A 22,800-nucleotide genomic window follows, 5' to 3' on the forward strand; every position below is an offset into this window, starting at 1 on the left:
TGATATTCCTTTTATTAATGTTGTTGGCAAATAGCGCCTTAAAAAACTATTAGATTTCTTTGGAAACTTTACTACAACGACCAATTTACATCGAGTTTCCAAGAAGTCTATTGTGTAAGACTTATATTTATACAACATCCCTGCCCTGGAGAAGACTCAAGACTAATATCACCATGATGGGCTTTTACCACTGCTTTTACTACAGCTAATCCTAAACCAGTTCCTTCTGCTTTTGTTGTGAAAAATGGAGCAAATGCCTGCGCTTTTACTGATTCTGTCATTCCACATCCATTATCGTTAATAGCAATTTTTAAATTGTTATTAAGATAACTTAGTGTAACGTAAATACAACTTGCACCAGCCTGGATTGCATTTGTAACAAGATTTAAAACTGCCCCTATTAAGGATTCGGTATGTAAACAATAAGAGCCTCTTTGAAGTTGATTGTCAATAACTAACTTTATTGCTGGCGATATAGATAAAGAATCAATCCTTCTCTCTAATTCTTTTCCCCATTCAACAAGACTAACATTAGCAAGTTCAATTGCTTCACCGCGCGCAAAAGACAATAGATTTTGAACTTGTTTTTCAATACTAGCATGGCAGGCTTGAATTGACATTATCCATTTAGCTGTTCGTTCTTCTTGTGTTTTAGTTGCATTTAATAAATGCTCTGTATAAAGCATTGCCGAGGATAAAGGCGTACGGATTTGATGGGCAAGTTGAGCTGTCATTCTGCCTAAAGCCAAAAAGCGCCCATACTCCGCTTTTTCTTCTTCATATTGCCTTGTGGTTGTTAAATCAGTCAACGTTACTAGTTCACCTGGTAAGCTATTCAATGAGGAAATGGCTACACTAATTCGTCGGCCGTCAACTAAAGATACCTCATATCCATCATCCTCTTTAGGAGCAAAAGAGCGCTTGATAACATCTAACCATATAGCGCCTTCTAATTCATTGCCCAATAAATCCTTGGCAATATGATTAAACCATATAACTACACCTTGCGCATTAATAACCACTAGCCCACAAGGAAGACGCTGACAAATTTCATGGTGTAAGTTATTCATCTTTAATTTATTATTATCCTTTATAAGTTAACGTAAATTAAACCTTTCACCACTTTTTACCTTACATTTGTTAATCAATTCTAAATACATTTTTTGGCTTATTTGTGGAATCCAAATTTGAGCTGCCACTGAATCCCGCGGGCAAGCCGCGGGACGTAGGCGTAGAATTTGGTTAGCTCCCTCTTCCGCCTACTTTTTTCACTCCACTTAAGAGGTAGCAACGTCTTAAATTTAAGACAGTTGCTACGATAGCTATTAAGTAGCCTGGGTGCAGGCCTATAGGGCCGAAACCCGGGTTTCACTTCGTTGCACCCAGGCTACTTATTTTATTTCTAATTTTAATTAACTTAAAATTTAAGACAGTTGCTACCTGGTCTCTCGCGTACAAGCCGCGGGACGTAAGGGTGGAGACTGCGCTTACATTCCGTTATCTACGTTCCGTAACTTGTTTATGGAATCTAGCATCGACTCCTCACTAAGTTACTTCTTTGAAGATACACTAAATAAGTTATAGGATATTTAAGTGCATGGCTAGGTAAGAAAGTTTATTTTTTTGATTTATTATTTTTCTGCTTATATTCGTTATCTAGTGATTTTAAAAAGGCCATTTTTTCATTAAGTTTGACTTCTAAGCCTCTATCGACTGGTTTATACCAGTTAAGGCTCTTAAGTCCTTCTGGTAAATAGGTTTCACCAGCTGCATAGCCAAAGGGTTCATCATGTGTATAACGATATTGGTGACCATATCCTAATTTATCCATTAAAGCAGTGGGTGCATTACGCAGATGATAAGGAACTTCGCGAGATTTATCTTTTTTTACAAAATCAAGCGCTTGTTTATATGCAAGATAAGCCGCATTACTTTTGGGCGCTAAAGCAAGGTAAATAACAGCTTCAGCCAAAGCAAGTTCACCTTCAGGTGTTCCTAATCGCTCATAAGTTAATGCTGCATCGTTTGCTAGTTGCATAGCACGTGGATCAGCAAGCCCAATATCTTCCCATGCCATTCTTATAATTCGTCTTGCTAAGTAGCGAGCATCAACACCGCCATCAAGCATACGAGTTAGCCAATAGAGAGCTGCATCAGGATTTGATCCACGAACTGATTTATGTAGCGCAGAAATTTGATCATAAAAATTCTCGCCTCCTTTATCGAAACGACGGCCACTAGGCGCTAAAACGTTCTGTAAAAAAGACAACGTTACTTCATTAATCCCTGCCATTTTTGCAGCTGTATTAATTTGCTCTAATAGATTCAAAAGCCGACGTGCATCGCCATCAGCATAATGAATAATGAATTCTAATGCTTTGGTTTCAAAATTAAGCTCAGGAAAAACGCTTTCTCGCGCTCTTTGTATTAATAAACCAAGCTCATCATCAGTTAGAGGCTTAAGTACATAAACTTGTGCTCTAGAGAGCAAGGCGGAATTAACTTCAAAAGAAGGGTTTTCTGTTGTGGCCCCTATAAACGTTAATAAACCTGATTCCGTATAAGGCAATAAAGCATCTTGTTGCGATTTATTAAATCGATGAATTTCATCAATAAAAAGCAATGTTTGCCGATGATACGTTAAATTAACTTGAGCCTGCTCAACTGCAGCTCGAATATCTTTCACCCCTGCTAATACGGCCGATAATGCTATCCACTCGCAGTCAAAAGCTTCTGCACTTAATCTTGCTAATGTCGTCTTACCAACACCCGGTGGGCCCCAGAAAATCATAGAATAGGGCTTACCAGAATCAAACGCTACACGTAAGGGTTTACCTGGCTCTAATAAGTGTGTTTGTCCAATGACTTCATCCCAATGCTTAGGCCTTAACTGCTCTGCTAATGGTATGAATTGTTGTTCCATTTTTAATTATTGCTCAACAACATCAACACCCTTAGGCGGCTTAAATTGAAATAGCTTAGTTGCCAAGGACGGATTAGTTTCTACATCTTTTAATTTAACAATGGTGTGTTGCCCTAATTGATCAAAAAACTCAATAACACTTAATGCATCACCTTTAAATGTTAACTGTACTGTTTGAAAGTTTTCTTTCGGTGACTTAGCTTTCAAAATATAAGTTCTTACTCCTTTTTTATCTTTGGTAGTGACATCAAAGTCGCGGGTCACACTATCATCATAACCACTTAAAAAAAGGCCGGGTGTTCCACCTAAACCTGCTTCTTGTTTTTTAACAGTTACTTGTTCTAAATCTGTATCGTAAACCCAGAGACGCTTACTATCAGCAATAACCAGCTGTTCTAAAGGACTTTGGGTTTCCCAGCGAAACCGACCTGGTCTAACCAGGGCCATTTTACCTGAAGATTGTGAAACTTCACGCTTACCAGCGGTTACAATTTGATCGAAACTTGCACTCATACTACGGATTGCATTTAATTTAGCTTGTACTTCCTCAGCAGGTGTTTGCGCCCAAACATTAGTTAGGCAAGTAATTAATGCTAAAATGATTATTTTTTTCATAATTTTCCTCTTTATTCATCAGGTACGGCTGATACAAGAACATCTCTATAGCCACCATCTAAGGGGCCAACAATTCCTGTACGCTCCATTTCTTCTACTAAACGAGCAGCACGGTTATAACCTATTTTAAAACGACGCTGTACCGAAGAGATACTCGCCTTGCGAGTTTGTATAATAAATTCTACCGCTTGATCATACAACGGATCTGTATCTTCGGTTTCCTGACCATCATCACCAACGCCGCCTTCCGAACTATCAAGGGTTTGCGTAATTTCCTCAATATAATCAGGCTCACCACGCGTGCGCCAATCATCAGCAATTCGATGCACTTCTTTATCATCGACAAAAGCGCCATGCACGCGTAGAGGCGCGCCTGTACCTGGAGCTAAGTATAGCATGTCGCCGTGACCTAATAATTGTTCAGCACCTTGCTGATCAAGAATAGTACGAGAGTCAATTTTAGAAGAAACTTGAAATGACATTCGAGTGGGAATATTTGACTTAATTAAACCTGTTAATACATCAACTGAAGGTCTTTGCGTAGCTAAAATTAAATGAATACCGGCAGCACGTGCTTTCTGTGCAATACGAGCAATCAACTGCTCAACTTTTTTACCAACAACCATCATCATGTCAGCAAGCTCATCCACAACAACAACAATGTAAGGCAATGACTGTAATAAAGGCGCACTACTATCTACACCATCACTTGGCTTCCATAATGGATCAGTTAAAGGCTCACCTCTCTCGGCAGCTTCATTTACTTTATTATTAAACCCCGTTAAATTTCTTACACCCATAGAAGCCATTAACCGATAGCGTCTTTCCATTTCGGCAACACACCAACGTAAGGCACTTGCTGCTTCTTTCATATCTGTTACAACAGGTGTTAATAAATGTGGAATACCATCATAAACAGATAATTCCAGCATTTTAGGATCAATCATAATTAAACGAACTTGTTCCGGACTGGATTTAAACAATAAACTCAAAATCATGGCATTAATACCAACTGATTTGCCTGAACCCGTGGTACCTGCAACTAATAAATGCGGCATTTTTGCTAAATCAACTATCATCGGGTGACCAGCAATATCTACACCTAAGGCTAGAGTTAGCGGTGACATTGCATGTTGATAAACGTCTGCAGATAATACCGATGAAAGGCGTACAATTTCTCGATGTTGATTAGGCAATTCAAGGCCGACGACTGTTTTACCTGGAATTACTTCAACAACACGTACACTAGTTACTGATAATGAGCGCGCTAAATCTTTAGCTAATGCTGTTAATTTACTGACTTTGATACCTGCAGCTAACTGCAATTCAAAACGGGTAATAACGGGACCCGGATGAACAGCAACAACATCTGCCTGAATTCCAAAATCTAATAGGTGCTGTTCTACCTCACGCGATAGACTTTCTAACTCCTGATGAGTATATCCGCCTAAGGGTTTACCAACTTGACCTTTATCAAGCAAACTTAATGAAGGCAAGCCACTTGCAATGGGAGACTTTGTTTTCTTTTCTTTTGTAAAGTTAGCTTTATTATTTACTGCCGATGAATTTTCATTTGTATTGAGCGTTGGTATTGGCGCTGCTTGCGATGTAGGAGAAATAAGAATAGGAATCGTTTTTTCTGTCCTTTCTTTCCTCTCAGGCTCTCTTCTTATAGAAAGCGAAGGTCGTTTGTCTTGCTTAACTGGTTGTACATTAGATTTATCAAATTTAATAAGCCCTTTAATAAAGTGAGTTAAACTTGCTAGCATGGTTTTTAATTTTAAAATAAGCCAGTTAACAGCACTTAAAGTATAAAGACCAATAGATTCTGAAAGCATTAACCAAGAAAAGCCTGTAAGCCATGTTACGCCGACTAACACGATAGCTAAAAGTAATAAAGAAGCGCCTTGTAAATTTAAGGCATAATAAAAACCTTTTGCAATCCAATTTCCTAAAAGGCCACCGGCATTGCTAATATGACTAGCATTGACAATAACCGCATCTAAGCTTAATAAACCACAGCCGCCAATAATGGCAAAAGTAAAACCAATAAACCTTAATAAAAGCACATGCTTATTTACAGATTGCATAATTCGTTGTTCTTTTAAAACAAGCCAAGCAATGTAAAGAAGACCTATCGATAGAAAAAAGCAACAATAACCTAAAGTAAAATATAAAGCATCAGCGATATACGCACCAACATGGCCACCAGCATTAGCTACCTCTACATTATTTTTAGTTATGTGAGTCCAGCCAGGATCGGTGACATGGTAAGTGCACAAAGAAAGTAGAATAAATAAAACGCCTGTTAAAAGGAGAATAAAGCTCCCTTCACTGATTCGTTTGATAAGAAACGCCGGTAGCGTTTTTTTATTATTTTTAGTTTTAATGCTTGCGTCTCTTTTTGTCATAAGTATTTTAAAATATGTTTTTCTATCATACTATTTGGCATAATAACATATTTTATAAAGAAGAAAGCAATGACAAGCAGTAACTATCATCACCAGTTAATTATATTAGGTTCCGGGCCGGCAGGGTATACTGCGGCTGTTTATGCAGCTCGAGCAAACCTTCGCCCAGTTATTATAACCGGCATGCAACCAGGCGGTCAGCTAACAACTACAACTGAAGTTGATAATTGGCCTGGCGATCCTGAAGGTTTACAAGGCCCTGCCTTAATGGAACGCATGCAAAAGCATGCTGAGCGCTTTGATACCAAAATTATTTTTGATCATATTATTGAAGCTGATTTAAATAAAAGACCATTCACTTTACAAGGTGATAGCGACACTTACACCTGTGATGCTTTAATTATCGCAACGGGTGCTTCTGCACGTTATCTAGGACTTGAATCTGAAAAAGCTTATCAAGGTCGCGGTGTTTCGGCGTGTGCAACATGTGATGGCTTTTTCTATCGCAATAAAGATGTATGCGTCATTGGTGGTGGTAACACAGCAGTTGAAGAAGCACTTTATCTCTCTAATATTGCCGCATCAGTTACCTTAATTCATCGACGTGACAGCTTAAGGGCTGAAAAGATTTTACAAGATAAATTATTTGAAAAAGCCCGCACTGGTAATATTCGTTTATTCTGGAATCACACCTTAGAAGAGGTTCTAGGTGATGGGCTTAAAGTAACAGGTGTTAATTTACGTCATCTAACTGATGATAGTGTAAATCATCTTAAAGTTGATGGGGTTTTTATTGCCATTGGCCACGACCCCAATACCAGTTTATTTAAAAACCAGTTAAACATGACGAATGATGGCTATCTAATTATTCGCTCTGGCCTTGAAGGCATGGCAACTGCGACATCGATACCAGGTGTTTTTGCCTGTGGTGATGTGGCTGATCATGTTTACAGACAAGCAATTACCTCAGCAGGCTTTGGCTGTATGGCGGCGCTTGATGCTGAGAAATATTTAGATGATGTAGCTAATTAATTTAAATTTACTCTCGCTAAAGCGAGAGGAGATTTAATTTAAGTTTTTCAATTTGAATTAAATTGTGCTTGTACTTGTTTTTGAGACTGTGCTTGTACTTGTTTTTGAAATAGGGCTAAAATACTCGTCTAATTCTAAGCGCATATCTCGTTTCCCCGCATTATAATTATATCTTACGTCTTTATATATTTGATGTTTATCAATCCAAGAGGAGAATTTTTTTAAACCTTCACTATCGACGTCTTTTGTTAATTTAACAAAATTTTCATAATAAAGTTGTTTAATCATAGTCTGTATTGCTATATGACTTTCATTCGATTTTTTAAATCCAGTATTAAAGCTATTTAAGAGCCCTAGATTATATGACTCACCCCAATAACCTTTAGGCACTACAATCTTATTATCTTGAATTTGTATGAATAACTCATTTAATTGGGCCATTGCAATCATAGGATCTTTAGAAATAGCCTTACTTAATTTCGATTTAATCCTTTCTTTATTATTTAAAATATCTTCTTCTTTTAAATCAGCTAAAAAGTGTTTAGCCGTGGTAATTTTATATTCTGCATACTTTATAAGGCCCTGGATTGTCTCTTTTACTAACTGATTAACTGAAAATGCCGCGAAGTGAGAAGGTGTTTGCGTAATACAAATATCCATTTTATTTTGTAATAGAAGTAAATTTTTTAATAAAAAAATGAGCGTGCGTCCATTACCATCAGGAAAAGGATGCGTTTGATGAAGGTTTCTAATTAACTCTATAATAATGGCTATTTTCTGCTCATCATTCCCAGCTTTTTCAACTTTTTTGAGATATGAGTTAATTTCTCGTTGAATGTATTTTTTTAATTCTTCTCTCGAATACTTAGCAGAGCAAGATATCTCTACTTTTGTTAATGGCCCTTTAAATTTTTCAGAGCCTTCTGCAGTGCTTTTAGTTAGAGCAGCATTTTTTAATTGTTCTAATAGAAATTCTTTTAACCCCACGGGATTATTTTTATCAAAATAAATACAATTTAAGTTTTCATTTTTTTTAGGATCAAAAGAAATATAAAGCGGTGCTTTGTCACCTCCAGTATCTATTTTCAATCGCCACCTTGGTGAGCCTGCAGGACGGTCGCTATCGGCTGCTATCATATTTCTTATAAACTCATCGATACCTTCTTCAGAAATTCCTGCATCATCAAAAACTCCCGGTAAATTTAAATAAATCTCAAATCCACCGGATTGATTCCTTATACCTTGTTTTAGTTCCTCATCCTGTAAATATTCTTCTTCAAAACGATAGGCACTTAAATAAATATTTTGAATTAAATCTACGGATAATTTTGTAGTTATGTTAGATGATATAAAGTCGAATCCTAGATTCATGCCTTTGTAATAAGCGTCCCTAAAATTATTAGGCCCTAAATGATGTTGGCAGCCATCCGTTTGTAATCGCCATATTTCTGTTCGGGGAAAATCTGCCAAAATAACATCCCATTTTCTTTCAGTTTGTTTCTGGATAGATCGCATTTTTTAAGTTAATTTGTACTTTATTTAATCATTATAGACTCTGTTTCAGGTTTTTTAATAATTTCCTCCCATTGGATAAATTTTTAAAAAATGGTGCTTTGTACGGTAAAAATTATAGATAACTTAGTATAAACTTAAGTTAACTTAATTAATTTAATTGCGCTTGATGGCGATTATTGACTTACCCTATACATTTCCTGATCCTGAAAAAGCAGATGATCAAGGCTTATTAGCTGTTGGAGGAGATTTATCGCCCACTCGATTGTTGGCAGCATATAGCCAAGGTATTTTTCCGTGGTTTGATGATGATTACCCTATCTTATGGTGGTCACCTAACCCACGCCTACTACTTATTCCGCAAGAATTTAAAGTATCACCAAGTTTAAAAAAATCATTAAAAAAACCTTATTTATATACATTTGATAAAGCGTTTGAACAAGTCATTGATGCTTGCGCATCAGTTGATAAGCGGGCGACAAGCACCTGGATTACCCACGATATGCAACAAGCTTATATTGAATTACATCGACTAGGTTATGCTCATTCTGTTGAAATTTGGTCTGTTGATAAATTGATTGGTGGTTTATATGGGATAAGTCTAGGAAAAGCTTTTTTTGGCGAATCTATGTTTCATAAAGAGCGAGACACCTCGAAAATAGCTTTATTTTATTTGTGCCAATTATTGAGTGGTTGGCATTTTGACTTTATTGATTGCCAACTACCTACACCGCATTTACAAAGTTTAGGCGCTATTGTTGTAAGCCGACATGAGTTTTTAAAACGATTACACCAAACTTTACAACATCCAACTAGGAAGGAAATATGGTAAGCAATTAACTTTATAACGGTTAATATGTGAGGATTTTAATTTAATAAGGTTAATTTGAACTTAGCCATACGACATTCTTAAATCATTATTTTCTGATCTTAGAGCCTAAAAATCTTTCAGTTTAAAGCTTAAACTAACTTAGTTCAGGGCTTTCAGGTATGGAAACGTTATCAAGACGAGAGCTTACTTTCTCTATTGCTTGTTGTGACTTTTCAAAAAAAAGAATATGTATTCCTACAGGAGCACTTGTTGCATGGGGGTGAGGTTGAATAGGCAGCTTACCTAGACTCTCTAGCAAACCACGGAGTACTCTCAAAATTTTTTCAAACGTAGAATAATGTATTGGACTACTTGGTATTTTACTTTTAACTAAATTGGTTTGAACAATACTTTTTACTTCAATTACGCAATTCTTAGTAATGCTATTTAGTTTAGTTTCATTGATCTTTGTAGGTGTCATTAGTGTATCTGTGTATTTCTTTTTTGCAGCATCAATTTTTGAACAAACTTGATCAATAAATTTTAAGTGAGAATGATTAGGATTTCTAACAAAAATCTCAGCGTGTATTCTCTTCATTTCTGCCTTAATTGACATTAGCTCTGCCAAAATGGGGTCACGTTCTTCTGCTATTTTCTCATAGAAAATAATATAAGACTTTTTAATATCTTCAACTACCTCTTGCCAGAGTAAACCTCTTTTTTCTTTTTTACTATCTTCTTCATCACCACCTAAAAAAACATGCATACGAGCTAGTTTTGTTTTTCTTATCATCTGGTGTACCTGATCACATGTTTCTTCCTTTAATTTTTCACCATTCTTTAAGCATTTACCTTCTGACCTCCACTGAACAAGTAAATTTTGCATGTGATCTTTGCGATCAACACAATATTTATCTAATTTATTATACGGAGTAACCATTTCTTCTATCTTAATGAGCTCTTCTTCTATAGCTAAATGATATTTCTGCAAAATCTTTTTTCTTTCCTCCAGTGAAAAATTCGCTGAAATAGCTTTCCTGGCTTCGCCAATTATATTATCCACTGGTGTATATATTTCTTCCTTGAACATAATGTTCATTTGACAAAGAAGGCGACTTGCTTCTTGAAAAAAGTTAATTTCATCTGTTATAAACACTAAAGATTTAAAAAAATCCGATTTCTCATCAAAATAGGGTTCTGAAATACGTAAATTTTCTAGTACTTTTTTTAGTAATTCTTCTGTTGTAATATTGTAAATTTGGCTGCTGCAGCTTTCGAGAGTCAGGGGGCTTACTGGTTTTTTACCAAGAAAATTAATCAATTTTAATAAAAAATTTAACCGATTAGGATCTGGGCTCACCGGTTTTTCTGCGTTCCTAGTCATGCGAACAAAGTGATCCCAACCTCGGATTAATTTAATTAACTGTGATCGATTTATAGTCTCCTCTAAAACAAGAGTTTTTTTCCATAATTCTTCTTGCTCACTTGGATCATAGGTAAAAAAAGTTAATTCCCGCATTATAATTAATCATATTATACAATTATTATACTATTATAAGCTATTAAGCTTAAGAAAAAGTTACCTAGTTATTTAAATATGAGTATTGAGGTAAAGGTATAAGTCGAAAAATTTTTTTCTTTTTAAATTCAATGCGGTAACAATGATGGGTATAAGGAGAAACTAATATTTAATAAACAATTATCCAACATTTAATACTTAATCTTATAAGCTAATAGATAAAACTTCATTTAGGATAGATATTATTCAACTTACTAATTAATTTTGCTATTGAAGCGCAATATACCCATCTTACCCTTTATTGAATAAATAATTTTGCACTATAATAACTGCTTGCTTGATTGCCATTTTTCTAATTTTAAGGCACTATCTACCTTTTTATTTAATTTACTTGAGAGACCTCATGGCAAAAGAAGATCATATTGAAATGCTTGGTACGGTAGTAGATACGCTTCCAAATACTATGTTTCGTGTTGAGCTAGAAAATGGTCACATTGTTACAGCGCACATTTCTGGCCGTATGCGTAAAAACTATATTCGTATTCTAACAGGTGACAAAGTTAAAGTTGAATTAACACCTTATGATTTGACTAAAGGACGTATCATTTTCCGCGACAAAAACTAATTCTCTTTCTAATTTATTTCAATTATCTAATTGTGAATTTAATTTAATATAGATAAATGTTAAAGCCCATTTCCCAACTAATAAAATGGGCTTTATCTGTACTATTAGACTACACTTTAATGACCTGCCACCGTCATACCATCAATTAAAATTGAACCGCAACGGGTTGAAATATTTGGATTTATATCATTTCCTACAGCTTGAATATTTAAAAACATGTCTTTTAAATTACCAGCGATGGTTACTTCTTCCACAGGAAATTGGATAGCACCATTTTCTACCCAGAAACCTGAAGCACCACGTGAGTAATCACCTGTTAAACCATTGACACCTTGTCCCATTAATTCAGTAACTAATAAACCCTTACCCATTTGCTTTATCAACTCATCCATACCACCTGCAGTTGGGTCTATTGTTAAATTATGAACACCACTACTATTGGCTGTGGTTTTTAAACCCATACGACGAGCTGAATAACTACTAAGTACATATTGGCGTAACCGACCATCCTCAACAAAAACATTATTACGTGTAGGAATCCCTTCCCCATCAAAAGGTGCACTGCCTAAACCTCTTATTAAGTGGGGCTGCTCATAAATTTTAATATTGTTAGGAAAAATCTGCTTATCTAATGCATCTAATAAAAAGGAGTTTTTTCGATATAAATTTGATCCACTAATTGCATTAATTAGACTTGATAGAATACCGCTTGACACGCGTGGTGAAAATAAAACGGGCACTTTTTGGGTTTTAACTTGTTTAGACCCTAAGCGACTTACAGCCCGTTCAACCGTACTTTCAGCTAGATGCTGCAAAGAACTTAAATCACTTGCTAGACGCGCAGTAGTATAATCATAGTCACGCTGCATAGACCCACCTTCTTGCGCAATTAAAGAACAACTTATACTATGTCTGGTGCCACTCACGATACCTAGGGCGCCATAAGTATTTGCATAACCATGGATAAAACTATAAGTGGCTAAATTGACCCCATCTGAGTTTTTTATGCGTTGATCAAGAGAAAGTGCATGTGATTCACAATTCAATGCCATTTCAATTGCTTGAGTTGGATTAATATCCCAGGGATGATATAAATCAAGCTCTGGGTAAATATTAGTTAATAATTCGCGATCTGCTAAACCAAAGCACGTGTCTTCAGCGCTAACTTTGGCAATTTCATAAGCTGCTTTAACAAGCGTGTCTAAGGCTTTAGGAGAAGTATCCGTACTACTTGCAGCACCTTTACGATGGCCAATATAAACAACCAGACTTAATCCTTTATCTTCATTGAATGCAACTGTTTCAACATCATTCATTCGTACATCAACAGAGAAGCCATTGTCATGATTTACCGAAACGGCAGCATCAGTAGCACCTTGAGCACGAGCTCGATCTAATATATCCTGCATAAGACTAGACAAATCACTTGCCGATTTTTGTTGCACTTTGGTAAGATTTTCTAATGAATTTTGCATAGCTATTCCAGTATAAAAATAATAATAAGGATACAAGAATACGATGCCCAGTCAAACCATTGTAATCACAAAATGGTTGAGGCAAGGTTTAAAATCAATATTTACGGTTTTATTTATTATAATCTTGCTTAATTATGCAATTGCAGCTAAAAATTGGCAAAAATTAGGCCCAGGTTTATTTTATCAAGATTTAAACTTTAGTTATCTTTCGCCCTGGTCCCATATTCATGCCTTTCGAGTTGATTTAAAATCGAATGAACTTGATTTAGTTATGGCTAAGGAATTAGCCATGAAGCATGCCTCAGCTGAAGAATATGCCCAACACAGCAAAGCGCTTATTACGCTTAATGGAGGATTCTTTGATCAGAATTTTCATCCGCTTGGATTAAGAATTAATAATAAAAAACAACAAAGTCCATTAAAGAAAATCAGCTGGTGGGGCGTCTTTTATATTAAAAATAATAATGCTTACTTAACTAATGTCAGCCAATTTAAGCGCAATAAACAAATTGACTTTGCTATTCAAAGCGGTCCTCGCTTATTAATTCATGGGCAAATACCACCTTTAAAACCAGGTCGAGCCGAACGTTCAGCCTTAGGAATTACCGCTGATGGCTATATCATTATTTTGGTAACAGAAAATGCGCCCTTATCCACAACTGAACTAGCGCAGTTAATGAAAGCACCTCCTCTTAATTGTATTAATGGCCTTAATCTAGACGGCGGTAGCTCAAGTCAATTGCATGCTAAAATAGATAACTTTCATTTAAATGTGCATGGGTTTTCTAATGTTAGCGATGCAGTTATTGTTAAAAGAAAAGTAAATTAAATGAGAGTTTTATCGCTAGCAATAGTAGACTGGGCTAAACGAAGTGCAGTTCAACAAATAATGAATCTACACGTCTTATGACTGAACCTGTTGGGCTGCGCTATGCTTAGCCCACCCTACCCTTTTTAGTAAATCTAGCTAAATAAAAAATTATTTTTTAAATAAATTCTGTTATGAATGAAGCACCTATAAAAGAAATAGGAATAAATTGTGCATAACTTTTTCCTTTTTCTTTTCGCCTTAGACAATTTTGAGTCAATATTTAACCTAAGCCATTGTTTTTTAAATATTTTATTAATTTTACCAGGTAAAAATCATTAATAAGTTTATCCACTGAATTTGTGGATAAACTTGTGTATATGACTATAAAATCTTTGTAACTAAAGAGCTTAGCGCGTTGTTCAAGCTTTAGTAAATCTAGGCATTTTAATTTTAACTGGGATTATTTTCAGCACGCTGCTTGATTCGCTCTAAAGCATAATGCAAGCGGAAAAGCGTACGTGTTTTACCAATTAAGGCAAGTGTGGCATCAATTGCAGGGGACATACTACTACCTGTTACCGCCACCCGGAGAGGTTGCCCAATTTTACCCATATTAATATTAAATTGGGCACTAATATTATTAATAAGGTGTTGAATATTTTCAGCGCGCCAAGTATCTATTTGCTGTAACTGCTCATACACTTGCGTAAGAGGCTCAAGAATAACAGGACGTAAATGTTTTTTGATAGCATCTTCATCATATTCAATAACGTCTTGATAAAAATACCGGCTTTTTTCTGCCATTTCAGCTAAATTGTTAAAGCGATCGGCTTGAATCATAACAACCTTACCTACATCAGGTCCATTTTTAGAATCAATACCTAAGCGCTCAAAATGCCATAATAAAGCTTCGGCAACCTCATTAGGAGAATCTGCTTTTAAATAATGTTGGTTTAACCAAGTTAATTTATCGTAATTGAAACTAGACACGCCGCGACTTACATTAGCTAAATCAAAATATTTAATCATATCCTCAATACTAAATATTTCTTGATCACCATGAGACCAGCCTAAACGGACTAAATAATTAAGTAAGGCATGCGGTAAAATACCTTGCTCTTTAAACTGTAAAACACTCACGGCGCCATGACGTTTAGATAAGCGCTTGCCATCATCGCCTAAAATCATAGGCAAGTGAGCAAAAACAGGTAAAGGCGCATTTAAGGCTTTGAATAAATTAATTTGTCGTGGTGTATTATTAATATGATCATCACCCCGGATAACATGAGTTATTTCCATATCCCAATCATCAATTACTACAGCAAAGTTATAAGTAGGATGACCATCTGAGCGAATTAAAATTAAATCATCTAGCTCGCTGTTTTCTACGTCAATATCTCCATAGACTTCATCTTTAAAAGATACCGTACCAGTTTGCGGATTTTTAAAACGAATAACAAAAGGCTCGTTGGTAGGTGATAAATTTAAATCTCGGCAATGTCCATCGTATTTAGGCTTTTGCTTTGCTGCTAATTGAGTTTCGCGTAATTGCTCTAAACGTTCTTTGGAACATACACAGCGATAAGCTTGACCTAGCGATAACAAACGCTCTGCTATCTCTTGATAGCGATCGTATCGTTCAGTTTGATAAATAGGGCCTAAGTCATAATCCATACCTAACCATGCTAAACCATCAATAATAGCTCGCACGGACTCTTCAGTAGAACGTTCACGATCAGTATCTTCAATACGTAAGACAAACTGACCTTGATGCTTTTTAGCATATAACCAAGAAAACAAAGCAGTTCGTACTCCGCCCACATGTAAAAAGCCCGTGGGACTAGGGGCAAAACGTGTTCTAACAACCATTAAAAAAGCTCCGTTGTAAGCAGGAAAATATTCGGGCTATAATAACGGACTTTATATATAACGAAAAGCCAACAAATGTATTGCCAAATTTATAAAAACTATGCAAGAAGCACTTTTTTTATTTAACGGCGGTTATTTTATATGAAAGGCTTGAGTATAAAATATCAGCTTCGCCTTACTACTTTAATTCCTGTTTTAGTTGTAGCTCTGTTATTTGCTGTTTTTTATAACGGTCAGTTTAACAAGGATTTAAATCAGCATATGTTTCGTTTAGGTGAAGCCTACATTCGCCAGCTTCTACCTGCAGCTCAATTAGCGCTGATGCGTAATGACAGACGAACGCTACAAGGCCTTATTAATGCTTCAACAATTAATCCTGAAGTGATTGCGCTCGCCTTTTATGATGGCGATGGCCATTTAATGGCTTATCGTGGTGGTAAACATTCTATTCACACACCCTTTACGCCGCCTGAATTTACAGGTGATTACATTGAGAGCAAGCAAATTGAACCTTATGTTATTAATTTTCTAGCCCCTATCACTATTCCTAAATTTAATGTTTATTCTAACACCACCTTTAAGAAAACAGCAGATTATATACCGCTGCAGGCAGATGATATTTTAGGCTGGTTATCCATTGATATTGATACAAAATCCATGCTAATTAAGCGTTATCAAATGTATATCATCACTATTTTTATAACGCTTTTCGGTTTATTAATAAGTCTAACTATTCACTACTTTCTCTCTAAGCGTATCTATTTACCCATCGCACGCTTGCGCCGGAGTATGAAACAAATCCTACAAAATGAATTTGAAACACACATTGCTGTTGCAAGCGATAGCGAATTAGGTGAAATTGAAAAAGGTTGTGCTCATCTACAACGGCAATATCTAAATACCATTCATGATCTTAATCATCATATTGAGGTTGCTACAGAAGATTTACAAAATAGTCTTGAATTACTGGAAGAAAAAAATATTCAACTTTCTTTAGAAAAGAAAAAAACAGAAGAAAAAAGTAAACAGCAATCTGACTTTATAGCTAACATGAGTCATGAAATACGAACGCCCATGAATGGTGTGATTGGTTTTACAAATGTATTATTAGAAAGTAAACTTGATCCGTTACAACTTGATTATGTCAAAACAATTAAATCGTCCGCACAAGATTTATTAAATATCATCAATGATATTCTTGATTATTCAAAAATGGACGCAGGAAAACTACACTTAGATTGTATCCCCCTTGATTTACGCGGTTGTATTGATGAGGTTTTAGCTTTAGCTGGTCCTAATGCTCATAAAAAAGGAATTGATTTAATCCCCTCTACGGGTGTAGATGTGCCTAAAACTGTTTTAGGTGATCCCTTACGTATTAAGCAAATACTAACTAATTTAATTAGTAATGCGATTAAATTTACTGATCATGGTTACATTTTAATTCGTACCCAAATTGAACAAGAAACGGAGAAAGATTATTGTGTTTCGATTGCTGTAACTGATACAGGTATCGGTATTTCAAAAGAGGATCAAACTAAATTATTCAATGCTTTTAATCAAGCTGATACATCAATTACCAGACGTTTTGGTGGTACAGGTTTAGGACTGGTTATCTGTAAAAAACTCGCTGAAACCATGCATGGTCGTATTCAATTAACCAGTGAACTTCATAAAGGCTCTACCTTTACTGTGAAGATTAAGCTTGAGAAATTAGCAGCTTATGAAGTTGAAAAAAATCAAAGCCATCGCTTTGGCCATTTAAGAGCTATTTGCTTCGATGATAATCCGCTACAACTTGAGGCCATGTGTAATGGCATAGGGTTTTGGGGAATTGAATGTGTTCAAGTGAGCGCATTTAGTCAGTTAGAAGAAGCCTTTAAAGAACACAAAGAATGTGAGATAGCCTTTATTAACGTTAATGAAGGTTGTGAAAAACAAGTTGCACAATTACTTCGCAAACAAACCATTCCTTCTGTTTTAGTGTCCAAATGGCTAATCCATGATCCTCAAGCGTTAGGCGCAAGAGCATTCCTTTATAAACCTTTAAGTATTCAAAAATTATATGACACGATCGAATTTATTATGACTGAGGCCTCGCAAACAGTTAGCAGTAACCATGAATTAGAAAATTTAAGGAAACAACTAAGGGCTATTCATCCTGAAATTCTTATTGCCGAAGATAATCCTGTTAATCGCATGCTGTTAAGTTCCTTATTACAAGAACATGCCTCAATAGAGCTTGTTGAAGATGGCGAAGAAACGATAAGAGCTTGCCAAGAAAAACACTATAATATACTCCTTTTAGATGTGCAGATGCCCAAATTAAATGGACTTGAAGCGTCACGTCGAATTCGTAAAGAATCAGTACTTAATCGCCGTACGCCCATTGTTGTTATCAGTGCTAATACCAGTGATGTTAATCAAGAAAAATTAAAAAAATCAGGCATTGATCTTTGTTTGGAAAAGCCCATTGATGAAAAAGAATTACTAACCCACCTCTTACGTATTCTTAATAAAACTCAAACGTTAGCTATTGATTGGTCGCTTTGCGTACAAAAGGTATCAGGCAATCAAATTTTAGCGGAAGAATTCTTAACTCGCTTTGTTGAAGAGTTAACTAAAAGCCAAGTAGAGTTTCTGGCTTTATTTGATAATAAAGATATTAAAGGACTAGAAAGTGCTGCACATAAATTGAATGGTGCTTGTTGTTTTTGTGGTGTCCCAAGGCTTCAAAGCCAAGTAGTTCGCTTAGAGAAAAAGGCAAGAGAAGCGCAAAATATTGAGCAATTAAAAGAAACATTTGCTGAGTTTATGCAAAGTGCTGATGAAGTCATTAAAGAATTTGAAAGTTTTTATCAAGCAAAAACATTAAATTAAAATAAATACCAAATTTCTTCATATAGAAATTTAATATTTAGGCAGATTTAGCTCAAAAATAAATTTAAATTGGAGTTACTATGTCCGTGAAAAATGCGATTTATGCGCAATCAGGTGGCGTGACTGCTGTGATTAATGCCTCAGCCTGTGGCGTAATCCAAACTGCACGTCTTCATCCCCATCATATCGGTAAGGTTTATGCAGCAAAAAATGGCATTATCGGCGCGCTTGAAGAAGAGCTAATTGACACATCTTTAGAATCTGATGAAGCCATTGCTGCCCTTATGCATACACCTTCAGGTGCATTTGGCTCCTGCCGTTATAAATTAAAAGATAATGAAGCTGAATATGCCCGGTTAATTGACGTGTTTAAAGCGCACGATATTGGTTACTTTTTTTATAATGGCGGCGGTGATTCTCAAGATACTGCTCATAAAATTTCCCAACTAGGTCAGAAGATGGGCTACCCCATTACCTGTATTGGAATACCCAAAACGGTTGATAATGATTTGCCCTTCACCGATAACTGTCCAGGTTTTGGCTCTGTGGCTAAATACATAGCTATATCTACATTAGAAGCAGGGTTTGATGTTGCTTCGATGGCTGCTTCTTCAACAAAAGTATTTGTCCTTGAAGTTATGGGCCGCCATGCTGGCTGGATTGCTGCTGCAAGCGGATTAATTAAAAATAAAGAAAGCGATCCACCCCATATTATCCTTTTGCCTGAAGTAAGTTTTGAGGAAGGTCAATTTTTAGAAAAAGTTGACCAGTCAGTTAAAAACTTTGGCTATTGTGTGGTCGTGGTTTCTGAAGGTATTCGCAATAGTGAAGGTAAATTTTTAAGTGAAGCGGGTGTTAAAGATGCTTTTGGTCATGCTCAATTAGGAGGAGTTGCCCCTATTATTGCCCAATTGATTAAAACTAATTTAGGCCATAAATACCATTGGGCTGTGGCTGACTATTTACAACGCGCAGCAAGACATATTGCTTCCCAAGTTGATGTAGACCAAGCCTATGCTCTAGGTAAAGCAGCTGTTGAGTTAGCAATAGAAGGTAAAAATGCGATTATGCCGATTGTTAAACGTGAACAAGATTCCCCTTATCGCTGGGTAATTGATTATGTTGAATTAAAAGATGTAGCAAACCAAGAGCGAAAAATGCCTACTGAGTTTATTGCTGAAGATGGCATGGGTATAACCGACGCTTGCAAGCGTTATTTAGCACCATTAATTGAAGGCGAAGCGTATCCACCTTATAAGAATGGGTTGCCGATGTATGTTCGCTTACAAAATAAATTGGTTGAGAAAAAGTTATAGCATGGTAATGTCATACCCGTGTAGGTGGGTATCTATCGATGATTTGGCACTGATGAAATAATAAAATTGGCTTTGTCCTTAAGACTATTAACCTACTTAGCTCAATTCAAAATTCATTTAACGTGATGAATGGATGCCCGCCTGCGCGGGCATGACGATGCTTTTACTTATTGCCATATTTATAAGTCTTTCATACCTAAAAGTTTATTGCGCCTACCGATTTATCATGTCCTATCCTGTCATACCCGCGTAGGCGGGTATCCATTGATTACCTGGCGCCAGGTAAATAAAAAATAAACTTTTAGCTGGGATTAATGATTTTCACTTAATACACCATAGATCTCATTTGTAAGATGGATGCCCGCCTACACGGGCATGACATTATTTTTATAAAAGCAAAGGTAGGTTGGGTTAAACGAAGTGCAGCTCAACAAATGATGGATAATCTACTACTTGATATCTAAAATTGTTGGGCTGCGCTAGGCTTAGCCCAACCTACTTCGGCTACCCCTGTAATCGCGTTGGCAGCAGATTCATTAACACTTTAGCTAGCGTCTAATAAATAAAAAATACCGCAGCTTAGCTGCGGTATATAAATAGGTAGCGACTTTGAGCCGCTATCAGGTAAATTATTGAGTAGCACCACCAGTACCACCGCCACCAGCGGCTGCAGCTGCACGGCAATTAGCTGGGCGATATTTTGCATCCAAATTGCCACCGCTGCATGTCCAATTTAAATGGCCTGGCGACGTTGCATCTGGCGTTGGAGTTAATTCTAAAGTACCACCACCAGCTCTATCGGTATAATCAATAGTAATAACACCGTTAGCTATAGCGATTGATTCAACATTATCAGTAGCCGCAGGCGGAGTATAACCTGCAGCTGCAGCATCAGCTGGCAGAGTAGTGCCTCCTGTAGACTGATAAGTTTCAGCAACCGCTACTTTAGCAGGTGCAGCTAAATTAAGTCCCTCTGTGACTCGCGCTCTGACTGTATAATCTTGGTAAGCAGGAATTGCAATAGCTGCTAAGATACCGACAATAGCTACTACAATCATCAATTCAATTAGTGTAAAACCTCGCTGTTTCATCATACTACTCCTCTAACCTTAATATGAATTTTAATTTTAAATTGCAAGTTACATGCCATGGCCTAATTTTGTTATATTTTTTACACTTTAATTAGCAGGCTAATCAACCATAACATTAATAAAAGAAAATTACTGCCTTCATTTTAAAGGAAATTTTGAGCATATGCTCATTTATTAGAGATAATATTCTTTATCACTCTATGGGGTTAACAAGTTTTTGCAAACTTAACAACTTACTGACCAAATTAGTCACTTTTTGTCACTTCAATGCATGACATCTTATTTTTTACCTAAATTATTAGGCTATAAGTTAAAATGTTTAACTATCTAAAATACCCTTTATCCTCTAAAATATAAGCAATTAACTTATTTTTTATTCTTGTAACTATGATGCGTAAAGAGCGAATTAAAAATATATTAGTAGATCATTTAGCTCCTGTATTGCTTGAGGTAGAAAATGAATCACATAATCATCACGTACCATCTGACAGCGAAACGCATTTTAAATTAATTGTGGTTACGCCTGCCTTTGAAAGCTTAGAGCGCATTGATAGGCACCGCAAAGTTAATTCCCTCTTAGCTGATGAACTTAAAACAGGCTTACACGCTTTAAGCTTACATCTTTATTCTCCCGCCGAATGGGAAAAGAAACAAAAAGCAATGCCACGATCACCTACCTGTCGCGGTGGATTTAAACATGGTTAATCAGCATTTGCCTTTTTATAGTCAGGTTACATGTATTCTTGACCCGCAAGCACGCGGCGTGCATTTAATTACAGATAAAATTCAAAAAGTGATTAATGAACTGCCAGAAGTCAAGGTAGGCTTGGTTCATCTGTTTCTGCAGCATACTTCCGCCTCCCTTTTAATAAGTGAAAATGCTTCAGAAGATGTTTGGCATGATTTAGAAACACATTTAAACCACTTAGCGCCTGATAATGAGCAATTATATAGCCATACCATTGAAGGTCCAGATGACATGCCAGCCCACATTAAAAATGCTCATTTGGGCAGCAGCCTAATTATCCCAATTTCCAAGGGAAAAATGGCATTAGGTCGCTGGCAAGGGATTTTTCTATGTGAGCATCGCAATCATGCCTCAGCGCGACATATTATTATTACTTTACAGGGCATGAAATAGCAGGTTATTTGTATTCATTGTCTATCCCACCAAATTTTCTCTATGTTACTTAAGTGCCACAATGTAAATGGATTCCCGCCTACGCGGGAATGACAATAAGGGGGCAGGAATAACAACAAGGAGCGGGAATGACAAGTGTGGGTTAACGATCTCTACCAAAACGCCCGGTGTGTCTGCAGGAATAGCAAAGTGAAAGTAACAGCTCTACCAAAATGCTTACCACCTTCTAAACACTGAAGTAGCTCTTAACCTTCCATGCGCCTAAATCTTGTCATACCCGCGCAGGGTATCCATTTCTCAAAACAAACCGATTGATAAATCAAGCCACTGTGGGTTTTGTTGTTCAATTAGATTTATTTTCCATTGCCGGTACCATTTTTTGATACACTTTTCTCTAGTTATTGCTTCATAAATATCTAAGTGAATTTCATAATACACCAATCGATGAATACGGTGCTTTTTAGTAAATCCTTCAACTAGATCTGCTTTATGCTGACTTGCTCGTTGTATAAGATTGCTGGTGACTCCGGTATAGAGTGTTCCATATTTTGTACTAGCCAATATATAAACATAATATTGTTTTTCTTCCATTGTTTTCTCTGGACTTACTGAAATTAATTTCCTTTAACGCTTAAGCTGTATTGAAAGATAGAAGCTAAGCTTAAGAGATTATAAGTAGATTAGATAATAAGCGAATATATTTTTGCCTAAAATTTTTTCTTTAATTTAATATAGAGTTATACCGGAGATGGATACCCGCCTACGCGGG

18 protein-coding genes are annotated in these 22,800 nt (G+C 36.3%); 8 read left to right on the forward strand and 10 right to left on the reverse strand.

Translation table 11 applies throughout. The features are described from left to right. Positions 1–107 precede the first annotated feature (107 nt). The 4 genes from DYH30_RS09970 to DYH30_RS09985 all read right to left on the reverse strand — a co-directional run bounded on the left by DYH30_RS09970 (position 108) and on the right by DYH30_RS09985 (position 5,949). Positions 108–1,070, reverse strand: coding sequence for a sensor histidine kinase (locus DYH30_RS09970; RefSeq protein WP_115331518.1), 963 nt, complete (start codon positions 1,068–1,070; stop codon positions 108–110). A gap of 545 nt (positions 1,071–1,615) precedes the next feature. Beyond that, entirely contained in the window at positions 1,616–2,923 is a 1,308-nt protein-coding gene (locus DYH30_RS09975) for a replication-associated recombination protein A (protein WP_115331519.1), read from the reverse strand. Positions 2,924–2,929: 6 nt separating this feature from the next. Continuing rightward, positions 2,930–3,538: an outer membrane lipoprotein periplasmic chaperone LolA gene (gene lolA, locus DYH30_RS09980; protein WP_115331520.1), complete on the reverse strand. Its 609-nt coding sequence runs from the start codon at positions 3,536–3,538 to the stop codon at positions 2,930–2,932. Positions 3,539–3,549: 11 nt separating this feature from the next. Continuing rightward, positions 3,550–5,949, reverse strand: a complete 2,400-nt coding sequence (locus DYH30_RS09985) for a DNA translocase FtsK (RefSeq protein WP_115331521.1) — start codon at positions 5,947–5,949, stop codon at positions 3,550–3,552. A 69-nt stretch (positions 5,950–6,018) separates the two neighbouring features. Between DYH30_RS09985 and trxB the strand changes: the two genes are divergently transcribed. Next, complete coding sequence (gene trxB, locus DYH30_RS09990) at positions 6,019–6,981, forward strand: thioredoxin-disulfide reductase (protein WP_115331522.1); 963 nt, start codon at positions 6,019–6,021, stop codon at positions 6,979–6,981. A gap of 57 nt (positions 6,982–7,038) precedes the next feature. Here the strand turns inward: trxB and DYH30_RS09995 are convergent, their stop codons facing one another. Beyond that, positions 7,039–8,496: a Fic family protein gene (locus DYH30_RS09995; protein ID WP_115331523.1), complete on the reverse strand. Its 1,458-nt coding sequence runs from the start codon at positions 8,494–8,496 to the stop codon at positions 7,039–7,041. 166 nt (positions 8,497–8,662) lie between these two features. Here DYH30_RS09995 and aat point away from each other — a divergent pair, with 166 nt between their 5' ends. Then, entirely contained in the window at positions 8,663–9,325 is a 663-nt protein-coding gene (aat, locus tag DYH30_RS10000; protein WP_115331524.1) for a leucyl/phenylalanyl-tRNA--protein transferase, read from the forward strand. Positions 9,326–9,458: 133 nt separating this feature from the next. On the opposite strand, the gene DYH30_RS10005 is transcribed toward aat, so the two are convergent. Then, a complete protein-coding gene (locus tag DYH30_RS10005; protein WP_115331525.1) occupies positions 9,459–10,823 on the reverse strand; it encodes a hypothetical protein in 1,365 nt (454 codons plus the stop codon). A 403-nt stretch (positions 10,824–11,226) separates the two neighbouring features. Here DYH30_RS10005 and infA point away from each other — a divergent pair, with 403 nt between their 5' ends. After that, positions 11,227–11,448 (forward strand): translation initiation factor IF-1, encoded by a 222-nt coding sequence (gene infA, locus DYH30_RS10010; RefSeq protein ID WP_094090461.1) that lies wholly within the window; start codon positions 11,227–11,229, stop codon positions 11,446–11,448. A 116-nt stretch (positions 11,449–11,564) separates the two neighbouring features. Here the strand turns inward: infA and pmbA are convergent, their stop codons facing one another. Beyond that, positions 11,565–12,923 (reverse strand): metalloprotease PmbA, encoded by a 1,359-nt coding sequence (gene pmbA, locus DYH30_RS10015; RefSeq protein WP_115331526.1) that lies wholly within the window; start codon positions 12,921–12,923, stop codon positions 11,565–11,567. 43 nt (positions 12,924–12,966) lie between these two features. Here pmbA and DYH30_RS10020 point away from each other — a divergent pair, with 43 nt between their 5' ends. After that, on the forward strand, positions 12,967–13,752 hold the full coding sequence (locus tag DYH30_RS10020; RefSeq protein ID WP_115331527.1) for a phosphodiester glycosidase family protein: 786 nt from the start codon (positions 12,967–12,969) through the stop codon (positions 13,750–13,752). A 432-nt stretch (positions 13,753–14,184) separates the two neighbouring features. Here the strand turns inward: DYH30_RS10020 and gltX are convergent, their stop codons facing one another. Then, positions 14,185–15,603 carry a glutamate--tRNA ligase gene (gltX, locus tag DYH30_RS10025; RefSeq protein ID WP_115331528.1) on the reverse strand — a complete coding sequence of 473 codons (1,419 nt, stop codon included), beginning with the start codon at positions 15,601–15,603 and terminating at the stop codon, positions 14,185–14,187. Between the two features lie 141 nt (positions 15,604–15,744). Here gltX and letS point away from each other — a divergent pair, with 141 nt between their 5' ends. Together letS and DYH30_RS10035 are read left to right on the forward strand one after the other, a co-directional pair. Then, positions 15,745–18,483: a two-component system sensor histidine kinase LetS gene (letS, locus tag DYH30_RS10030; RefSeq protein WP_115331529.1), complete on the forward strand. Its 2,739-nt coding sequence runs from the start codon at positions 15,745–15,747 to the stop codon at positions 18,481–18,483. Positions 18,484–18,563: 80 nt separating this feature from the next. Beyond that, positions 18,564–19,799: a 6-phosphofructokinase gene (locus DYH30_RS10035; protein WP_115331530.1), complete on the forward strand. Its 1,236-nt coding sequence runs from the start codon at positions 18,564–18,566 to the stop codon at positions 19,797–19,799. Between the two features lie 629 nt (positions 19,800–20,428). Here the strand turns inward: DYH30_RS10035 and DYH30_RS10040 are convergent. Beyond that, complete coding sequence (locus DYH30_RS10040; RefSeq protein WP_115331531.1) at positions 20,429–20,890, reverse strand: pilin; 462 nt, start codon at positions 20,888–20,890, stop codon at positions 20,429–20,431. A gap of 390 nt (positions 20,891–21,280) precedes the next feature. On the opposite strand from DYH30_RS10040, the gene DYH30_RS10045 reads away from it, so the two are divergent. Together DYH30_RS10045 and DYH30_RS10050 are read left to right on the forward strand one after the other, a co-directional pair. Beyond that, positions 21,281–21,595 carry a BolA family protein gene (locus DYH30_RS10045; RefSeq protein WP_341273172.1) on the forward strand — a complete coding sequence of 105 codons (315 nt, stop codon included), beginning with the start codon at positions 21,281–21,283 and terminating at the stop codon, positions 21,593–21,595. Further along, positions 21,588–22,031 (forward strand): secondary thiamine-phosphate synthase enzyme YjbQ, encoded by a 444-nt coding sequence (locus tag DYH30_RS10050; RefSeq protein WP_115331533.1) that lies wholly within the window; start codon positions 21,588–21,590, stop codon positions 22,029–22,031. The genes DYH30_RS10045 and DYH30_RS10050 overlap by 8 nt, the downstream gene beginning before the upstream one ends. Before the next feature lie 297 nt (positions 22,032–22,328). On the opposite strand, the gene DYH30_RS10055 is transcribed toward DYH30_RS10050, so the two are convergent. Further along, positions 22,329–22,622, reverse strand: a complete 294-nt coding sequence (locus tag DYH30_RS10055; RefSeq protein WP_115331534.1) for a GIY-YIG nuclease family protein — start codon at positions 22,620–22,622, stop codon at positions 22,329–22,331. Between the last annotated feature and the right edge of the window lie 178 nt (positions 22,623–22,800).

The organism is Legionella busanensis (assembly GCF_900461525.1).
Classification (GTDB): Bacteria; Pseudomonadota; Gammaproteobacteria; order Legionellales; family Legionellaceae; genus Legionella_C; species Legionella_C busanensis.

Bases quoted from the DNA above. Each gene is read 5' to 3' on its own strand.
- DYH30_RS09975 (WP_115331519.1), bottom strand. From the start codon at position 2,923: ATGGAACAACAATTCATACCATTAGCAGAGCAGTTAAGGCCTAAGCAT.
- trxB (WP_115331522.1), top strand. From the start codon at position 6,019: ATGACAAGCAGTAACTATCATCACCAGTTAATTATATTAGGTTCCGGG.
- DYH30_RS09970 (WP_115331518.1), bottom strand. From the start codon at position 1,070: ATGAATAACTTACACCATGAAATTTGTCAGCGTCTTCCTTGTGGGCTA.
- DYH30_RS10055 (WP_115331534.1), bottom strand. From the start codon at position 22,622: ATGGAAGAAAAACAATATTATGTTTATATATTGGCTAGTACAAAATAT.
- lolA (WP_115331520.1), bottom strand. From the start codon at position 3,538: ATGAAAAAAATAATCATTTTAGCATTAATTACTTGCCTAACTAATGTT.
- DYH30_RS10020 (WP_115331527.1), top strand. From the start codon at position 12,967: ATGCCCAGTCAAACCATTGTAATCACAAAATGGTTGAGGCAAGGTTTA.
- infA (WP_094090461.1), top strand. From the start codon at position 11,227: ATGGCAAAAGAAGATCATATTGAAATGCTTGGTACGGTAGTAGATACG.
- DYH30_RS10045 (WP_341273172.1), top strand. From the start codon at position 21,281: ATGCGTAAAGAGCGAATTAAAAATATATTAGTAGATCATTTAGCTCCT.
- pmbA (WP_115331526.1), bottom strand. From the start codon at position 12,923: ATGCAAAATTCATTAGAAAATCTTACCAAAGTGCAACAAAAATCGGCA.
- gltX (WP_115331528.1), bottom strand. From the start codon at position 15,603: ATGGTTGTTAGAACACGTTTTGCCCCTAGTCCCACGGGCTTTTTACAT.
- DYH30_RS10040 (WP_115331531.1), bottom strand. From the start codon at position 20,890: ATGAAACAGCGAGGTTTTACACTAATTGAATTGATGATTGTAGTAGCT.
- DYH30_RS10050 (WP_115331533.1), top strand. From the start codon at position 21,588: ATGGTTAATCAGCATTTGCCTTTTTATAGTCAGGTTACATGTATTCTT.
- DYH30_RS10005 (WP_115331525.1), bottom strand. From the start codon at position 10,823: ATGCGGGAATTAACTTTTTTTACCTATGATCCAAGTGAGCAAGAAGAA.
- letS (WP_115331529.1), top strand. From the start codon at position 15,745: ATGAAAGGCTTGAGTATAAAATATCAGCTTCGCCTTACTACTTTAATT.
- aat (WP_115331524.1), top strand. From the start codon at position 8,663: ATGGCGATTATTGACTTACCCTATACATTTCCTGATCCTGAAAAAGCA.
- DYH30_RS09985 (WP_115331521.1), bottom strand. From the start codon at position 5,949: ATGACAAAAAGAGACGCAAGCATTAAAACTAAAAATAATAAAAAAACG.
- DYH30_RS09995 (WP_115331523.1), bottom strand. From the start codon at position 8,496: ATGCGATCTATCCAGAAACAAACTGAAAGAAAATGGGATGTTATTTTG.
- DYH30_RS10035 (WP_115331530.1), top strand. From the start codon at position 18,564: ATGTCCGTGAAAAATGCGATTTATGCGCAATCAGGTGGCGTGACTGCT.